Source organism: Roseococcus thiosulfatophilus (assembly GCF_017311575.1).
Taxonomy (GTDB): Bacteria; Pseudomonadota; Alphaproteobacteria; order Acetobacterales; family Acetobacteraceae; genus Roseococcus; species Roseococcus thiosulfatophilus.
Genome location: NZ_JAFFQY010000022.1, coordinates 254985 through 271657, shown reverse-complemented (window position 1 = coordinate 271657; position 16673 = coordinate 254985). Strand labels below are relative to the sequence as shown.

The 16673-nt window shown below is 71.2% G+C and carries 18 protein-coding genes; 11 read left to right on the top strand and 7 right to left on the bottom strand.

The features are described from left to right. Nucleotides 1-11: 11 nt before the first annotated feature. Both JTN19_RS10490 and JTN19_RS10485 read right to left on the bottom strand, forming a co-directional pair. The gene (locus JTN19_RS10490; protein ID WP_206932114.1) at nucleotides 12-1925 is read right to left on the bottom strand and encodes a lysylphosphatidylglycerol synthase domain-containing protein; all 1914 of its coding nucleotides are present in this window, start codon (nucleotides 1923-1925) and stop codon (nucleotides 12-14) included. 10 nt (nucleotides 1926-1935) lie between these two features. Beyond that, the gene (locus JTN19_RS10485; RefSeq protein WP_206932112.1) at nucleotides 1936-3558 is read right to left on the bottom strand and encodes a lysine--tRNA ligase; all 1623 of its coding nucleotides are present in this window, start codon (nucleotides 3556-3558) and stop codon (nucleotides 1936-1938) included. A gap of 182 nt (nucleotides 3559-3740) precedes the next feature. Here JTN19_RS10485 and JTN19_RS10480 point away from each other — a divergent pair, with 182 nt between their 5' ends. From JTN19_RS10480 to JTN19_RS10465, 4 genes are all read left to right on the top strand, one after another. Further along, nucleotides 3741-3941 (top strand): DUF4089 domain-containing protein, encoded by a 201-nt coding sequence (locus JTN19_RS10480; protein WP_206932110.1) that lies wholly within the window; start codon nucleotides 3741-3743, stop codon nucleotides 3939-3941. Then, nucleotides 3938-5323: an AtzE family amidohydrolase gene (locus JTN19_RS10475; RefSeq protein ID WP_206932108.1), complete on the top strand. Its 1386-nt coding sequence runs from the start codon at nucleotides 3938-3940 to the stop codon at nucleotides 5321-5323. The genes JTN19_RS10480 and JTN19_RS10475 overlap by 4 nt, the downstream gene beginning before the upstream one ends. After that, nucleotides 5316-5702 (top strand): oxalurate catabolism protein HpxZ, encoded by a 387-nt coding sequence (gene hpxZ, locus JTN19_RS10470; RefSeq protein WP_206932106.1) that lies wholly within the window; start codon nucleotides 5316-5318, stop codon nucleotides 5700-5702. Before JTN19_RS10475 ends, hpxZ begins: the two co-directional genes overlap by 8 nt. Nucleotides 5703-5782: 80 nt before the next feature. Next, nucleotides 5783-6334: a glycine zipper family protein gene (locus JTN19_RS10465; RefSeq protein WP_206932102.1), complete on the top strand. Its 552-nt coding sequence runs from the start codon at nucleotides 5783-5785 to the stop codon at nucleotides 6332-6334. Nucleotides 6335-6356: 22 nt separating this feature from the next. Here JTN19_RS10465 and JTN19_RS10460 read toward each other — a convergent pair whose 3' ends face one another. Then, nucleotides 6357-7589, bottom strand: a complete 1233-nt coding sequence (locus JTN19_RS10460; protein ID WP_206932101.1) for an RsmB/NOP family class I SAM-dependent RNA methyltransferase — start codon at nucleotides 7587-7589, stop codon at nucleotides 6357-6359. Nucleotides 7590-7736: 147 nt separating this feature from the next. On the opposite strand from JTN19_RS10460, the gene JTN19_RS10455 reads away from it, so the two are divergent. Continuing rightward, nucleotides 7737-8342 (top strand): DedA family protein, encoded by a 606-nt coding sequence (locus JTN19_RS10455; protein WP_206932100.1) that lies wholly within the window; start codon nucleotides 7737-7739, stop codon nucleotides 8340-8342. Here JTN19_RS10455 and JTN19_RS10450 read toward each other — a convergent pair. Genes JTN19_RS10450 through JTN19_RS10435 form a run of 4 tightly spaced genes read right to left on the bottom strand, consistent with a single transcriptional unit; the run spans nucleotide 8312 to nucleotide 11740 of the window. After that, nucleotides 8312-9217: a metal ABC transporter permease gene (locus JTN19_RS10450; RefSeq protein ID WP_206932099.1), complete on the bottom strand. Its 906-nt coding sequence runs from the start codon at nucleotides 9215-9217 to the stop codon at nucleotides 8312-8314. The genes JTN19_RS10455 and JTN19_RS10450 overlap by 31 nt on opposite strands. Continuing rightward, complete coding sequence (locus JTN19_RS10445) at nucleotides 9214-10053, bottom strand: metal ABC transporter permease (protein ID WP_206932098.1); 840 nt, start codon at nucleotides 10051-10053, stop codon at nucleotides 9214-9216. Before JTN19_RS10445 ends, JTN19_RS10450 begins: the two co-directional genes overlap by 4 nt. After that, entirely contained in the window at nucleotides 10050-10790 is a 741-nt protein-coding gene (locus tag JTN19_RS10440) for an ATP-binding cassette domain-containing protein (protein ID WP_206932097.1), read from the bottom strand. Before JTN19_RS10440 ends, JTN19_RS10445 begins: the two co-directional genes overlap by 4 nt. After that, nucleotides 10787-11740, bottom strand: coding sequence for a metal ABC transporter solute-binding protein, Zn/Mn family (locus tag JTN19_RS10435; protein WP_206932095.1), 954 nt, complete (start codon nucleotides 11738-11740; stop codon nucleotides 10787-10789). The genes JTN19_RS10440 and JTN19_RS10435 overlap by 4 nt, the downstream gene beginning before the upstream one ends. 98 nt (nucleotides 11741-11838) lie before the next feature. Between JTN19_RS10435 and JTN19_RS10430 the strand changes: the two genes are divergently transcribed. The 6 genes from JTN19_RS10430 to JTN19_RS10405 all read left to right on the top strand — a co-directional run bounded on the left by JTN19_RS10430 (nucleotide 11839) and on the right by JTN19_RS10405 (nucleotide 16658). Next, the gene (locus JTN19_RS10430) at nucleotides 11839-12165 is read left to right on the top strand and encodes an ArsR/SmtB family transcription factor (protein ID WP_206932084.1); all 327 of its coding nucleotides are present in this window, start codon (nucleotides 11839-11841) and stop codon (nucleotides 12163-12165) included. A 228-nt stretch (nucleotides 12166-12393) separates the two neighbouring features. After that, on the top strand, nucleotides 12394-13260 hold the full coding sequence (gene coxB, locus JTN19_RS10425) for a cytochrome c oxidase subunit II (RefSeq protein WP_206932082.1): 867 nt from the start codon (nucleotides 12394-12396) through the stop codon (nucleotides 13258-13260). A gap of 33 nt (nucleotides 13261-13293) precedes the next feature. Continuing rightward, the gene (ctaD, locus tag JTN19_RS10420; RefSeq protein ID WP_184382111.1) at nucleotides 13294-14883 is read left to right on the top strand and encodes a cytochrome c oxidase subunit I; all 1590 of its coding nucleotides are present in this window, start codon (nucleotides 13294-13296) and stop codon (nucleotides 14881-14883) included. 28 nt (nucleotides 14884-14911) lie between these two features. Continuing rightward, nucleotides 14912-15889 (top strand): heme o synthase, encoded by a 978-nt coding sequence (locus JTN19_RS10415; RefSeq protein ID WP_206932081.1) that lies wholly within the window; start codon nucleotides 14912-14914, stop codon nucleotides 15887-15889. Further along, the gene (locus JTN19_RS10410) at nucleotides 15886-16035 is read left to right on the top strand and encodes a hypothetical protein (protein ID WP_206932354.1); all 150 of its coding nucleotides are present in this window, start codon (nucleotides 15886-15888) and stop codon (nucleotides 16033-16035) included. The genes JTN19_RS10415 and JTN19_RS10410 overlap by 4 nt, the downstream gene beginning before the upstream one ends. Continuing rightward, the gene (locus JTN19_RS10405) at nucleotides 16035-16658 is read left to right on the top strand and encodes a cytochrome c oxidase assembly protein (RefSeq protein ID WP_206932079.1); all 624 of its coding nucleotides are present in this window, start codon (nucleotides 16035-16037) and stop codon (nucleotides 16656-16658) included. The genes JTN19_RS10410 and JTN19_RS10405 overlap by 1 nt, the downstream gene beginning before the upstream one ends. The last annotated feature ends 15 nt before the right edge of the window (nucleotides 16659-16673 follow it).

Here is a 16673-nt window from a genome sequence, read left to right as displayed (position 1 = left end):
CCGGCGGCCCCTCAGGCCGCCTGCACCACCTCCAGGTCCCGCTGCGCGTCGCAGGCCAGGTAGCGCCCCGGCCGCTTGGCGTCGGGCAGGGTTTGCAGGCCCGTGTCGGCATAGATGCGCAGATTTTCGGGGCCGACATCAATGAAGGCAGGGCGTGCCCCGTTCCGCTCGCACAGGTCCCGGAAGCGCCAGATGGCCGAGATGGCGTCACGCGCCTCGCCCGCCGGGTCGCCATGCGCGATCCAGACGGGCCCGTGCCGGCTGAAGGCGAGGCCCGCGCGCTCCGCCTCGCCCCACAGCACCGCATCGGCCGTCGCGGGCGGCCGCGCGCCGAAGGTGGCCAGGCGCTGCCGTGCCTCGCTGCTCCAGGCCAGCGCCTCGATCCGTGCGGGGCGCAGCAGCTGCACCACGCCGGCCAGCAGCAGCACGGCGGTCATGCCGACCGTGAATCGCAGCTGCGGCGTGGCGTCTTCCATCAGCACGATCTGCCACCAGCTCTCGCCCTGCAGCTGACCGGCATTGGCCAGCAGCGCCAGGGTCAGGCCGCAGATGGACGTGGCGGCCAGCGGCAGCAGAATCTCGTTGGACAAGGGTTCCCGTCGCAGCCGGCTGCCGCGGTAGAAGGCCGAGCGCATGGTGGCCAGCAGCACGGCGACCACCAGGAAGATGCCCCAGGTCCACCAGGCCTCCTCGCGCAGCCAGCCGATCAGCGCGCCGTTCAGCAGCAGGAACAGCCCGCCCCACCAGGCGATGGCCAGCCGCCGCGCCAGGCCGAAGGCCATGACGATCAGCAGCGAGCCCACGACCGAGGCGGCGAACTGCGACGCCACCGCGGCCTCATAGCCGGCCCACTCCTTCAGCACGGTGGCCGAGGTCGGCAGCCCGCCCAGGAAGATCAGCACCGCGCCGCAGATCGCGACCAGCCCCGCCAGCGCCGGCACCTCCAGCGGCATCGCGCCCCGTCCGATGGCGCCGAAGCGCGACAGCCAGTCGCTGCGCTGCGTCACCTCGAAGCCCGCGAAGAGGCCGCCGGCGATGAAGAGCGGCACGATGTAGTAGTAGAGGCGGAACACCAGCAGCGCCCCCACCACCTCGGCCGCGCCCATATAGGGGGCGAGGCCCAGCAGGATGGCGCCGTCGAAGACGCCGAGCCCCCCCGGCACATTGGCGGCGATGCCCGCCGTGTAGGCGGCGAGGTAGAGGCCCACGAAATGCAAAAAGGTGAGGCCCGGCGCGGCCGGCAGCAGCACGTAGAAGATGGCGGCCGTCACGGCCACGTCCACCGTGGCCAGCAGGGTCTGCACCATGGCCATCCGCACGCCGGGCAGGTCCACCCGATGGCCGAAGACACGGATGGTGCGGCGGAACTTGCTCAGCAGCACATAGCCCAGCACCAACGCGAAGAGCGGCACGGAGAGCAGTTGCAAGCCCCAGCGCGGCATGTGCTCGCCCGCCCAGGGCAGCACCTCCGGCTCGAACAGCAGCACCATGCCGCCCAGCGCCATCCCGCCCAGCCCGAAGGTGAGCGAGGTGAAGCCGATGATCTTGCCGATCTCGATGGGCGAATAGCCCCAGGCCGAATAGAGCCGGTAGCGCACCGCCGCGCCGGACACCGCCGCGAAGCCGATGTTGTGCGCCAGCGAATAGCCGCAGAAGGAGGCGAGCAGCGCCCGCGCCCAGGAGGAGGGGCGCCCCGCATAGCGCGCCCCCAGCCAGTCATAGATGGCCAGCACGCCATAGGCCGCGACCGTGAGCCCCGCCGCCGCCAGCAGCCCGGAGACGGGCAGCGCCGCCAGCGCGGCGCGCACATCCGCCACCGAGAGGTTCCGGAACTCGCGCTGCACCACCCAGATGGCGCCGACCAGCACCACCAGTCCGAAGACGGTGGCGCCATGCCGGCGCACGAACGGCCAGAGCGTCTTCACCGCACGCACATCAGGCCGGCGCGGCCTCGCGGGCGAGGGCCGTCTCGATCAGGGCGCAGGCCTCGTCCACGCCCATGATGGCGACGGTGCCGCCGAAGCGCGGCCCCTCGCTCTTGCCCAACAGCACCTCATAGAGGGCCTGGAACCAGGCACGGCCGACGCCGAGCGAGCCGTCTTTCTTGTTCACCACCGCGAAGGGCTCGCGCCTTCCGGCATCGTAGACGGCGTTCTGGATGGCGGCCTCGCGCTCGGGCCCCGCGGGGAGGGCGTCGAACTCGGCGCGGCGTTCGCGCAGCAGGCGCACCAGCTCGCGCATCGCGGCCGCTTCCTCGGGCGTCGCGGGGCGGAAATGCCGCTTGGGCGCCACCCAGTCGCGCCAATAGGCGCAGGCATTGCGGACCAGGCGGTCCAGCATGGGCTCATGCTCCGGCGCCGCGTCCGGGTAGTATTTGCGGATGAAGGCCCAGAGCCGCGCGGGGTCGTCCGTGTTGGCGATGCCGGCCAGGTTCAGCAGCGTGGCGTAGGAGATGGACGGCAGCTTCTCGTTGGGCGCCACGCCGGCATGGATGTGCCAGGCGGGGTTGGCGGGGTCGCGCTCCGCCCGGAGCTTCTCCACGCCCGCCATCCAATCATCCACCGCGCGCGGGATGACTTCCTTGTGCAGACGCTTGGCACTGCCGGGCGAGCCGAACATGAACCAGGCGAGGCTCTCGGGCGGGCCGTATTCCAGCCATCGCTCGATGGTGAGCCCATTGCCCTTGCTCTTGCTGATCTTCTGGCCGTTCTCGTCGTTGAACAGCTCATAGGTGAAGGTGACGGGCGGCTCGCCGCCCAGCACGCGGCAGATGGCGGAACTCAGCCGCACGCTGTCGATCAGGTCCTTGCCGGACATCTCGTAGTCCACGCCCAGCGCGTACCAGCGCAGCGCCCAGTCGGCCTTCCACTGCGCCTTGCAGGCGCCGCCGGTGACGGGGGTCTCGAAGCGCTCGCCGCTGTCAGGGTCGGTCCAGACGATGGTGCCGGCCTCGGGCCGCGTCTCCTCCACCGGCACCTGCATGACGATGCCGGTTCGGGGATGGATGGGCAGGAAGGGCGAATAGGTGGCCCGGCGCTCCGCGCCCAATGTGGGCAGGATCACCTGCCGCACCTCCTCGTGCAGGGCGAGCATCCGCAGCAGCGCGGCGTCGAAGCGGCCGGAGGCGTAGTAGTCGGTGGAAGAGGCGAACTCGTAGGCGAAGCCGAAGGCGTCCAGGAAGGCGCGCAGCCGGGCGTTGTTGTGGGCGCCGAAGCTCGGGTGGGTGCCGAAGGGGTCGGGGATGCGCGTCAGCGGCTGGCCGAGATGCTTCGCCAGCATCTCCTTGTTGGGAACATTGTCCGGCACCTTCCGCAGGCCGTCCATGTCGTCGCTGAAGGCGATGAGGCGGGTGGGCAGGCCGGTCATGGCCTCGAAGGCGCGACGGACCCAGGTGGTGCGCGCCACCTCGCCGAAGGTGCCGATATGCGGCAGGCCGGAGGGGCCATAGCCGGTCTCCAGCAGCGCCTCACGTTTGCCGGCGGCGGCCAGGCGGTCGGCGAGCTTCGCCGCCTCCTCGAAGGGCCAGGCGCGGACGGAACGGAGGGCAGGGTCGGACATGGGTCTTGGGATGGCAGGGGGCGCGGCGCCGGTCAATGCGGAAGCGGCGGGGTTTGCACAATCCCGCGCCACCTTGCTGAGCAGGGGCGCAGCCGGCGCATGGCGGGCGATGAGGACCCCTGCCCGCCCCCTTGGCGCGCGCGCCCCTCCCGGCGGAAACAGGCGGGAGGGAGGTGCCAGCCATGCCGGAATTCGACCCCGAAGCCTATGCGAGACAGGCCGCGGCCGCGGTGGGGCTGCCCCTGCACGAGAAGCACCTACCCGGGGTGGTCATGAACCTGACCCTGGCCGCCCGCATGGCGGCGCTGGTGGCGCAGATGCCCCTGACGCCGGCCGATGAGGCCGCGCCCGTCTTCACCGCCGGCCGGACGCCGCCCAAGTGAGCGCCGCGACCATCGCCGCCGAGATCCGCGCCGGCCGGCGCCGCGCGGCCGAGGTGGTGGAGGCCCATCTGGCCGACATCGCCGCCCGCGACGCGCGCTTCAACGCCTTCACGGAAGTCACCGCCGCCCGCGCCCGCGCCGAGGCCGCGGCGGTGGATGCGGCCGTGGCGGCGGGGCGCGACCCTGGCCCGCTGGCCGGCGTGCCGGTCGCGGTAAAGAACCTGTTCGACCTGGAAGGCGTGGTGACGCTGGCCGGCGCCAAGATCGAGCGCGACAGCCCCCCCGCCCGTGCCGACGCCTTCCTCGTCCAGAGGCTGCGCGCGGCGGGCGCCGTCATGCTCGGCGCGCTGAACATGGACGAATACGCCTATGGCTTCACCACCGAGAACGCCCATTTCGGCCCCTGCCACAACCCGCATGACCTGACGCGCATCGCCGGCGGCTCCTCGGGCGGGAGTGCGGCGGCGGTGGCGGCGGGGCTGGTGCCCATCACGCTGGGCAGCGACACCAATGGGTCCATCCGGGTGCCCTCCTCGCTCTGTGGCATCTGGGGGCTGAAGCCGACCTATGGGCGGCTGTCCCGGCGCGGGGCCTTCCTGTTCGTGGGCGCGCTGGACCATCTGGGGCCCTTTGCCCGCGACGTGGCCGACCTGGCGCTGGCCTACAACGCCTTGCAGGGCGATGATGCCGAGGACCACGCCCAGGCCTGGCGCGGTGTCGAGCCCGTGTCGCTGGAAGGCGCCGCCGACCTCCGCATCGGCATCCTGGACGACCACTTCGCCCGCAACGGCCACGCCGAAGCCTTCGCGGCGGTGGAGGCGGTCGCCCGCGCGCTCGGCGCCACAAGCCGCGTCGCCCTCCCCGACGCCGCCATCGGCCGGGCGGCGGCCTTCCTCATCACCATGGCCGAGGGGGCGAACCTGCACCTCCCCAACCTCCGGGCCCGCTCCGAGGATTTCGATCCCGGCACGTGCGACCGCTTCCTGGCCGGCGCCCTGCTGCCCGCCACCTGGGTGCAGCAGGCGCAGCGCGCGCGGGCGGCCTATCGGGCAAAGGCCCTGGCGCTGTTCGAGGAGTTCGACGTGCTGATCGCCCCCGCCACCCCCTATGTGGCGCCCCCCATCGGCCAGGAGATGATCGAGGTGGATGGGCAGAGCATCCCGGTGCGGCCCAACCTCGGCATCTACACCCAGCCCATCTCCTGCATCGGCCTGCCCGTCATCGCGGCCCCCGTGGCGGGGGTGCCCACGCCGGGCGACATGCCCATCGGCGTGCAGTTGATCGGCGCCCCCTGGGCTGAGGACAAGCTGTTTCGCCTGGCCGCGCATCTGGAACGCATCGGCGCCTGCCGCGCCCCCAACCCGAGGGACACCCATGCCTGAGATCAACAACCCCGAGGCCCTGGCCGAGCTCACCGCCGCCTTCCGCCGCTACGAGGTGGCGCTGACCACCAATGACGTGGCCGTGCTGGACGAACTCTTCTGGGTCAGCCCCCACACCGTCCGCTACGGGCCGGGTGAGAACCTGCACGGCCATGCCGAGATCGCGGCCTTCCGTGCCGCCCGCCCGGGCCCCTTCGGGCGCGAGCTGCTGCGGACGGTGCTGACCACCTATGGGCGCGACTTCGGCACCGCCAACACCACCTTCCGCCGCGAGGGCAGCAACCAGGTGGGCCGCCAGTCGCAAAGCTGGGTGCGGATGCCCGAGGGCTGGCGCGTGGTGGCCGCCCATGTCTCGCTGCTGCCGCCCAACGTGGGGTGATGGGCGTGGGGTAAGTGTAACGAACCCTGGCATCCGCCGGGGGCGGCGCCCAAATCCCGTCCGCAAGGAATGGGAGAGTGATGATGGGCAGGAAGGACATCGTGGCCTGCGCCGTGGCCGGTTTGGGGCTGGGGGCATGCGCCATCCCGCCCCCCAGCGGGCCGAGCATCACGGCGCTGCCGCCCGCCGGCAAGGATTTCGCGCAGTTCCAGCGAGAGGATTTCGCCTGCCAGCAGACCGCCTTCCACGCCATCGGCGGCGGCGGGCCGCAGGTGGCGGCGAACCAGGCGGCGGTGGGCTCGGCGGTGGTCGGGACGGCGCTGGGCGCCACGGCGGGCGCGCTGCTGGGGGCCGCCAGCGGCAATGCCGGCGCGGGCGCGGCGGTGGGCGCGGGGGTGGGGCTGCTGGGCGGTTCGGCCGTCGGCGCCGGCCAGGCCCAGGCGGGCAGCTTCGGGCTGCAGCGCCGCTATGACGTGGTCTACGCCCAATGCATGGCGGCGGCGGGCAACACCATTCAGGAACCCCGCGCCGTGGTGACGGTGGTCGAGCCGGCGCCCTACTACTACGCGCCGCCCCCGCATTGGCGCTGGCGCGGCTATTACGGCTATGGCGGCGGCGGCTGGGTCTGGTGAGGCCAGCGCTGCCGATCAGACGCTAACCCCTGACCAGCCGCATCGCGAAGAACCCGTCCATCCCGCCCTCCGGCCCCTGATCGGGGCGGGTCCGCAGCGCGCCCTGGGGGGTGATGCAGCCCTCCAGCCCCGGCAACTCCTCGGCGCGGATGGGGTCCAGGCGCATCCCCTCGGGCAGGGCGGCCAGATGCGCCTCGCCCTCCTCGGCCTGGAGCGAGCAGGTGGCGAACACCATCCGCCCGCCCGGCCGCAGCATCCGCGCGGCGGCGTGCAGCAGGCGGCGCTGTTCCTGCGCCAGCTTCGTCACATCCTTCGGCCGGCGCAGATGCGGCAGGTCGGGATGGCGGCGTATGGTGCCGGTGGCGGTGCAGGGCGCGTCCAGCAGCACGGCGTCGAGCGGCGCGGCGGGCTGCCAGCGGGCGGCGTCCTCGCAGACCAGCTCGGGCGTGATGCGCAGCCGCAGCATGTTCTCGCGCAGCCTTCCCATGCGGGCACTGTCGCGCTCCACCGCCACCACGCGGGCGCCGGTCAGGGCCAGTTGCGCGGTCTTGCCGCCGGGGGCGGCACAGAGGTCGGCCACATGCTCGCCCTCGCGCGCGGCCAGCAGCCGGGCCGGCAGGGCGGCCGCCATGTCCTGGGCCCAGAAATCGCCCTCGGCGAAGCCGGGCAATTCGGTGATGCGTGTGCCGGCGGGCAGGCGGGCCGTGCCGGTGGGCAGCAGGGTGGCGCCCTCGGGCAGGGCCGCGCCGGGGCGCAGGCTGAGGTCCAGCGGCGCCTCCACCCGGTGCGCGGCGGCGATGGCGCGCACATCCTCGCCATGGGCGGCGTGCCAGGCGGCCCAGAGCCAGGGCGGCGTGTCCAGCCGTTCGGCGTCGAGGCCCTCCAGCGCGGCCGGCCCGGCCTCGGCCAGGCGGCGCAGCACGGCATTGACCAGCCCGGCGAGCGGGCGCGGGGCCAGCGACACCGCCGAGGCCACGGCCGCATGGGGCGGCGTGCCCAGCAGCAGCAGTTCGGCCGCGCCGATGCGCAGCGCGCGCAGCGCGGGGGCCGGGGGCGCGCGGCGCAACCAGGGCTCCATCGCCGCGTCCAGGCTGCCCAGGCGGCGCAGCACGGCGGCGGCGATGCGGTGGCCGGCGGCCTTGTCCCGCGGGTCCATGGGGGGCACGCCGTCCAGCGCCTCCTCCAGGGGGCGCTGGGCCTCCAGGACGGTTTCAAGAAGATGGGAGGCGGCGCGGCGGGCGGGTGAAGCGGACATCGGCCGGTTTATGGCCGCCCTGCCCCGCCCGTGCTAGAGCATGGTGCGTTGAGGCGGAATCGCCGAAAACGCTGAATCATCCTCTCAGAAAGGTAGGCTAGGCGGCGTGAGCACAAGCGAACGCCGCATGGCCTGGACGCCGCGCCCATGGTGGACCTGATCACGGAATGGGTATCGGCGGCGGGCTATGCCGGCGTGCTGGCGCTCATGTTCCTGGAGAACCTGTTTCCGCCCCTGCCATCGGAACTCATCATGCCCTTCGCCGGCTTCGCCGCCGCGCGCGGGGAATTGTCGCTGACCGGCGTCGTCATCGCCGGTGTCGCGGGCACGGTGCTGGGGAATGCGCTCTGGTTCGAGCTGGCCCGCGCCTTCGGCGCCGAGCGCGCCAAGCGCTTCTGCGAACGCTTCGGCCGCTATGCCGGGGTGACGCGCGAGGATTTGGATGCCGCCGAATCCGCGCTGCGCCGCTGGGGCCCCATGGCGGTCTTCATCGGACGGATGATGCCCGGCATCCGCACGCTGATTTCGGTGCCGGCCGGGCTGATCGAGATGCCGCGCCACATCTTCTATGCCTGGACGCTGGCCGGAACCTTCCTCTGGGTCGGTGGCCTGGCGCTGCTGGGCTACATGCTGGAGGACGCCTACACCCGCATCGAGGAAAGCATCGGCGGCGCGGGCAAGATCTTCGTGGGCGTGGGCGCGCTGCTGCTGGTCTTCTATGGCTACAGGGCCTGGAAGCGGCGCCGGCGCTGAAGGGCGACGGCCACCGTCAGCCCCGCCAGCGTGCCGATCAGCCCGGCCGCGCTGAGCGCGAAATCCAGCCCCAGCGCGGCCGGCAGCGGCCCGGCCAACAGCACGCCCGCCGCCCCCAGCCCGGCCCCCAGCGCGGCTCCGCCCCAGACCTGCACGGCGTAGCGGTCGGTCATCAGGCGCAGGGCGGCGGCGGGGCAGACCAGCAGCGCGATGACCAGGATGCTGCCCACCGCCTCGAAGGCGGCGACGGCGGCGGCGGCGATCATCAGGTTCAGCAGGATTTCCCAGCGCCCCACGCGCAGGCCCAGGCTGCGGGCGAAGTCCGGGTCGAAGCAGAGCAGCTTCAAGGGCCGCCAAAACGCCGCCACGAACAGGCAGGCCGCCAGCGCCACCCCCGCCAGCAGGCCGAGCTGACGCGGCAATCCGGCCAGCGCCGCGGGGTCCAGCAGCGAGGCCAGGCCAGCCGCCTCCAGCCAGACCAGGGTTTCCAGCTGCCCGAACAGCACGCAATCAATGTCGAGGTCGGCATTGCGCGCGCCCGTCACCTCCAGCAGCACCAGGCCCAGGGCGAAGAAGCCGGTGAAGACCAGGCCCGTGGCCGCCCCCGCCTCCAGCCGCGCCGCGCGCCGGATCCAGGTGATGGCGACGGTGGCCAGCAATGCCGCGCCCAGCGCCCCCAGCAACATGGGCCAGGCGCTGCGCAGCCCGGTCAGCGCGAAGCCGACCACGATGCCGGGCAGCACGGCATGGGAGAGGGCATCGCCCAGCAGGCTTTCCCGCCGCAGCACCAGGAAACTGCCCAGCAACCCGCAGGTGCCGCCCGCCAGCATGGCGGCCAGCAGCGCCGCGAAGTCGAGGCGAAGGAAATCCGTCATGCGCGCCGCATCCGCGAGACACCCAGCGCGCCCGCGAAGAGCACCAGCCCCCCCAGCACCACCGCCGCCCCGGTCGGGATGCTGGCGAAGCGGGTGGAGACCAGCGCGCCCCCCGCCCCCGCCACCGCGCCGAACAGCGCGGCCAAGGCCAGCATGCCCGGCAGCCGCCCCGCCAGCAGCCGGGCGGCGGCGGCCGGCACCACCAGCAGCGCCACCACCAGCACCAGCCCGACCGCCGGCAACCCCGCCACGCAGACGGCCAGCAGCAGGCCGAGCAAGGTGAGATCGAGCGCCCGCACCGGCAGGCCCTGGGCGCGGGCGAAGGCCTCGTCGAAACACAGGGCGCGCAGGGGCTGGAACAGGGCCACTGCCACCGCCACGCAGCCCAGCGCCAGGGCGCCGGCCAGGATGGCGTCGCTCTCGGTCAAGGTGGCCGCCTGGCCCAGGATGAAGCTGGACAGCCCGGCCTGGGCCACGCCCGGCAGGGTCTGGGCGATGGAAAGACCCACCGTGCCCAGCGCATAGAAGGAAGACAGCACCACGGCGATGGCCGCATCGGGCCGGATGCGGCCAGACGCCGTCAACCGCCGCAGCGCCAGCAGACCCAGCACGCCGGTCAATGCCGCGCCCAGCAGCAGCGGCGCCAGCGCGCGGCTCTCGCCGCCCAGCAGCGAGACGATCATGGCGGCCAGCACCACGCCGGGCAGCGCCGCATGGCCGATCGCGTCGGCCAGCAGGGCGCGGCCGCGCAGCAGGGCGAAGCTGCCCACCACGCCCGCCGCCACGCCCAGCGCCGCGCAGCCCAGCAGCACCACCAGCGTGTTGTGGCCGATCACGCCGCCGCCTCGGTGGGGGTGCGGCCGGGCAGGCCACCGAAGGCGCGGGCGATGGCGGGTTCGGTGAAGGCCTCGGCCACCGGACCGGCGCCGACCACGCGCCCGGCCAGGATCAGCACCTGGTCGAAATGCGCCTGCACCAGCGAGAGGTCATGATGGACCATCAGCACCGACTTTCCGGCCCGGACAAGGCCGTGCAGCACGGCGAGGATGGTCTGCTCCGTCACCACGTCCACGGCGGCGAGCGGTTCGTCCATCAGGAAAAGATCGGCCTCCTGCGCGAGGGCCCGCGCGAGGAACACCCGCTGCTGCTGCCCGCCCGAGAGCCGGCCGATCTGCCGGTCGGCGAAATCCGCCATGCCGACGGCGGCGAGCGCGGCGCGGGCCGCCTCGCGCTCCGCCCGCGGCAGGCGGCCGAACCAGCGGGTGCGGGGCAGGCGGGCCATGGCCACCACATCCAGCGCGCTGGCCGGAAAATCCCAGTCCACGCTGGCGCGCTGCGGCAGGTAGGCCAGGCGCGGGCGCGCCTGCTCCAGCGGCAGGCCGAAGAAGCGCACCTGGCCCTCGGCGGCTGGGATCAGGCCTAGCGCGGCCTTGAGCAAAGTGGATTTCCCCGCGCCATTGGGGCCGAGGATGGCGGTCAGCCCAGGCGCCGCCGTCCAGTTCACGCCGGTCAGCGCGGGCCGCTCGCCATAGCGGACGGTGAGGCCCTGGATCTCGACCGGGGGGGCGCTCACAGCCGGTTGTTCAGGCCGCGCGGCGGCGGATTGCCCCCCAGCGCGCGCGCGATGGTGGTGATGTTGTGGTCCATCATGCCCTCATAGGTGCCGGTGTAGGTGCCTGGGCGTCCCATCGAGTCGGAATACAAAACGCCGCCCATGGCAAGACGCTGCCCGCGCGCGCCCGCGCCCTCGATCAGCGCGCGCACGGCGCGGTCCGGCACGGAGCTTTCGGCGAAGACGGCTGGGATGCGGCGCTCCACGATCAGGCGGACCATGGCTTCGATGTTGGCGAGGCTCGCCTCCGCCTCGGTGGAAAGGCCCTGGATGCTCTCGACCTCCAGCTCGTAGCGGGCGCCGAAATAGGCGAAGGCGTCATGCGCCGTCAGCAGCACGCGGGAGGCGGCCGGGATGGGGGCCAGCACCTCGCGCGCATAGGCGTCGAGGCGGGACAGGCGCATCCGGATGGCCTCGACGCCGCGGCGGAAATCCTCGCCCGGGCGCAGCCGGTTCAGGGTCTGGGCCACGGCGGGCGCGCACTCGGCCCAGAGGGTGGGGTCCATCCAGACATGCGGGTCCGCGGCGTCGGGGTAGTCCTCATTGGGGCGAAGGCGCTCGCGCGGCAGGGTCTCGGCCACCGCCAGGATGGGCCGGCCCTGGGCGGCGGCGCGTTCCAGCACCTCGGTCATGCGGCCTTCCAGCCGGTGGCCGTTGTAGAAGACGGCATCGGCCCGCAGCAGACGGGCCACGTCGTTGCGGGTGGGGCGGAAGAGGTGGGGGTCCACGCCCTCGCCGATCAACGTCTCGACGTTGAAGCCCTCGCCGGCCACGCCGCGCACGAGGTCGCCCACCATGCCGGTGGTGGCGAGCAGGGTGGGCCGGGGGCCGCGCTGGGCCAGGGCGGGGGTGGCGAGCAGCGTGCCGGCGGTGAGCAGCGCCCTGCGCCCAATAGCTGCATAGCTGTTCATGTCTTCATTTATCCGTTTAAAATCAAGATATTAGCGATGCATGTTGCGCCGGCACGCGGAAACGTCAAGGCTGGAGTCGCGTTGGAGGCGCGGTTGGCATGAAGGCAAGGCTGCGCATCAATGAGGATGAGGTGGTCGAGCTCGCGGAAATGTTCCGCCTGATGAGCGACCCCACGCGCCTCAAGATCATCATGGCCTGCCTGGACGAACCGGCTTCGGTGGGCGCCATGGCGGAACGGCTGGAAATCTCGGCCAGCCTCGTCTCCCACCACCTGCGCCTGCTGCGCGCGGCGCGGCTTCTGCAGGCGGACCGGCGGGGGCGGATGGTGTTCTACGTGGTGGGCGACCCGCACATCCGCTCGATGCTGACCGACATGGCGGACCATGTGGCCGAGGAGGTCGAGGGCGAGATCGAGCCGGGCTGACGGAAACCGCGCGGAACCGGCCCATAAGCGCACGCTGACCCTTGCCGCGCCTTGGGCCGGAGACTATGGTCCGGCCGCCCTGCCGGGTACGGGACCTTCGGGAAAGATGCCGCGGGCAGGCGCGCAAAAAGGCGGCCATGGGGCTGCCGGACAGCGCCCCCAGCAGGGTCTGTCTCCAGGTTCGAGGGCAAGGTGCGGCGCGTGATTGGGCGTATAGGACGAATCATCATGATGGCGGCGGTGCTTCTGGCAGGCGCCGGCAACGCATTCGCGCAGACGGCCCCGGCGACGGAGCCGATGGTCGGCGCCCCCGTGCCGTGGGGCATGGGTCTGCAGACCTCGGGCGGTCCCATCAAGGACGCCATCGGCGACTTCAACACGCTGGTGTTCAACATCATCGTGGCGATCACGATCTTCGTGGCGCTGCTGCTGGCCTGGTGCATCTGGCGCTACAACGCCAATCGCAACCCGGTGCCGTCGCGGACCAGCCACCACACCGGCCTGGAAATCGCGTGGACGGTCGTCCCGGTGCTGATCCTGGTGGTCATCGCCATCCCGTCCTTCCGGCTGATCTACTACCAGGACCGCGCGCGCGACGCCGACTTCACGATCAACGTGACCGGCCACCAGTGGTACTGGAACTACCGGATGCCGGACCACGGCAACTTCGCCTTCGACAGCCGCCCGGTCTTCGACGAGGACCTGACGCCCGGCCAGTTCCGCAACCTGGAAGTGGACGAGCCGCTGCTGATCCCCGTGGGCGCCACCGTGCGCGTGCTGACCCAGGGCGCCGACGTGATCCACAGCTTCTTCATCCCCTCGCTGGGCGTGCAGCGCTACAACATCCCGGGCCGTACGCTCGAGACCTGGATGCGCGCCGACCGCCCCGGCACCTTCTATGGCCAGTGCAACCAGATCTGCGGCACGAACCATTGGTTCATGCCGATCGTGATCCGCGCCGTGCCCCAGGAGGAATTCAACGCCTGGGCCGAGGCCGCGCGCACGCGCTTCGCCCACACCATTCCGGGGAACAACGCGCCGGCTCTTGCGATGCCCGCCGCCAACCCCATCCGTACCGCAGCGGCCCAGCAGTGACCGCAGGCTGAGAGAGAGAAAGGCGACCGGACAATGGCATATGCTGCGGACGCGCATGGTCATGACGACCACAAGCCGAACTTTGTGAATCGCTGGCTGTTCAGCACGAACCACAAGGATATCGGCACCCTCTACATCATCTTCTCGCTCTTCGCCGCGCTGGTCGGCGTGGGGCTGTCCTTCCTGATGCGTCTCGAACTGCAGTCCCCGGGCCTGCAGATCTTCGCCGATGGGCAGATGTGGAACGCCTATGTGTCGGCCCACGGGCTGATCATGGTGTTCTTCGTGATCATGCCGGCGCTGATCGGCGGCTTCGGCAACTGGTTCGTGCCCATCATGATCGGCGCGCCGGACATGGCCTTCCCGCGGCTGAACAACATCAGCTTCTGGCTGCTGGTGCCGGCCTTCCTGCTGCTGGGCGGCAGCCTCTTCGTGGGCGGCGGCGCCGGCGCGGGCTGGACCATCTATCCGCCCCTGTCGGACAGCACCTACCAGCCCGGCCCGGCCATGGACATGGCGCTGTTCGCGCTGCACCTGGCGGGCGCCAGCTCGATCCTGGGCGCGGCCAACTTCATCACGACCATCTTCAACATGCGCGCCCCGGGCATGACGCTGCACAAGATGCCGCTGTTCGTGTGGTCCATGCTGGTGACGGCCTTCCTGCTGCTGCTGGCCGTGCCCGTGCTGGGCGGCGCCATCACCATGCTGATCACGGACCGCAACTTCGGCACGGCCTTCTTCGACCCGGCCGGCGGCGGTGACCCGGTGCTGTTCCAGCACCTGTTCTGGTTCTTCGGCCACCCCGAAGTGTACATCATGATCCTGCCGGCCTTCGGCATCGTCAGCCACGTCATCTCCACCTTCAGCCGCAAGCCGGTCTTCGGCTATCTCGGCATGGCCTACGCCATGGTCGCGATCGGCGTGGTGGGCTTCGTGGTGTGGGCGCACCACATGTACACCTCGGGCATCGACGTGGACACGCGCGCCTACTTCATGGCCGCGACCATGGTCATCGCCGTGCCGACGGGCATCAAGATCTTCTCCTGGATCGCCACCATGTGGGGCGGCTCCATCAAGATGGACACGCCGATGCTGTTCTCGGTGGGCTTCATCTTCCTGTTCACCGTGGGCGGCGTGACGGGCGTGGTGCTCGCCAATGCCGGTATCACGCAGATCCTGCACAACACCTATTATGTGGTGGCGCACTTCCACTACGTGCTGAGCCTGGGTGCGGTGTTCGGCATCTATGCCGGCATCTACTACTGGATCGGCAAGATGAGCGGCCGCCAGTACCCCGAGCGGCTCGGCAAGATCCACTTCTGGCTGACCTTCGTGGGCGTGAACCTGACCTTCTTCCCCATGCACTTCCTGGGCAACCAGGGCATGCCGCGGCGCTACCCGGATTATCCGGATGCCATGACGGGGTGGAACATGGTCGCCTCGGTGGGCTCCTACATCGCGATCGCGAGCTTCCTGTTCTTCTTCTACGTCATGTGGGTCACGCTCCGCCGTGGCGAGCAGGCGGCGCCCAACTACTGGGGCGAGGGTGCCACCACCCTGGAATGGCAGGTCAGCAGCCCGCCGCCCTTCCACACGTTTGACGAACTGCCCCGCATCCGCTGAGCGGGGGAACTGAAACCGGGACCCCGCCATGAGCGATGCGACCATGAGCCGAACGGGGGGGGCGAAAGCCCCCCTCGCCATATCAGCGCCCGCCGCCGACGGCCTCATGGGCTCCGAGGTGCGGGACTGGATCACGCTGCTCAAGCCGCGCGTGCTCTCGCTGGTCGTGTATTCGGGCGTGGCGGGGCTGCTGGTGGCGCCTGGCGTGGGCGAGATGCCGCTGGTGCTGGCGCTGACGGCCATCCTCTGCATCACCATCGCCGCCGGCGCGGCGGGTGCCATCAACATGTGGTATGACCGCGACATTGACGCGGTGATGCGGCGCACGCAGAAGCGGCCCATCCCCTCGGGCCGCATCAGCGCCGATGGCGCGCTGGCCTATGGCGTGCTGCTGGCCGTGGGCTCGGTCGCGCTGATGGGCTTGGCGACCAACTGGCTGGCGGCTGCGGTTCTGGCGGGTTCCATCCTGTTCTACGTCGTCATCTACACCATGTGGCTGAAGCGCCGCACGCCGCAGAACATCGTCATCGGCGGCGCGGCCGGCGCCTTCCCGCCGCTCATCGGCTGGGTGGCGGTGACGGGCAGCGTGGACGCGCTGCCGCTCGTGCTCTTCGCCATCATCTTCATGTGGACGCCGCCCCATTTCTGGGCCCTGTCGCTCTGGGCGCACCAGGATTATCAGCGCGCGGGCGTGCCCATGCTGCCGGTGGTCTCCGGCGCGCGCGAGACCCGCAAGCAGGTCGTACTCTACACCGTGCTGCTGGTGCCGCTGACGCTCGTGCCCTGGCTCATGGGCTTCAACTCCTGGGCCTATGGCCTGGCGGCGGCGCTGCTGGGCGCCAATTTCCTGCGCCACGCCTGGGCCGTCTGGCGCGACGCGCAGGACGCCCAAGGCGTGTCCCAGACGCAGGACGTGCCGGCCAAGCGCTGCTTCAAGTACAGCATCTCCTACCTGTTCCTGTTGCTCGGCGCCCTGGTGGTGGACCGGTTGTGGCTGGTGGCATGACCGCGCCGCTCGACCGCCCCATGACGCCGGAGGAACGCGCGGTCTTCGACCGCCGCCGCCGCGCGCGGAACTGGGCCATCCTGGCGGCGCTGATGGCGCTGGTGGTGCTGTTCTTCTTCATCTCGACCGCGAGGCTGCTGCGCTGATGCGAATCGAACGCCCCGACCCGGCCACACTGGCGCGGAAGAACAAGCGCCTGGCCCTGGCCTCCTTCGGCTTCGTCGCCTTCATGGTCGGCGTGTCCTTCGCCGCCGTGCCGCTCTACGACCTGTTCTGCCGGGTCACGGGCTTCGGCGGCACGCCGATGATCGGTCAGGCGGCACCCGCCGCGCCGGGCGAGGCCACCATCACGGTCCGCTTCAACGCCAACACCCAGCCCAACCTGCCCTGGCAATTCGCCGCCGAGACGCGCGCCATGACGCTGCGCGTGGGCGAGGAGGGCCTGGCCTTCTACACCGCCCGCAACACCGCGGACCGCCCCGTCACCGGCATCTCGACCTACAATGTGACGCCGGAGATCGTGGGCCGCTACTTCCACAAGACCGCCTGCTTCTGCTTCGAGGAACAGACCCTCGAGCCCGGCCAGCACGCGGACATGCCGCTGACCTTCTGGGTGGATCCGCGCATCGCCGAAGACCCGGCGACGCGCGACATTCGCACCATCACGGTCAACTACACCTTCTTCCGCAGCCTGCATGACGCCGAGCGCGCCGGGGCCCTGGCGAATGCCGGCCCGCATGTCGGGTCGCGCACCACCACCACCCGCTGAAGCCCGGCCGCGGAC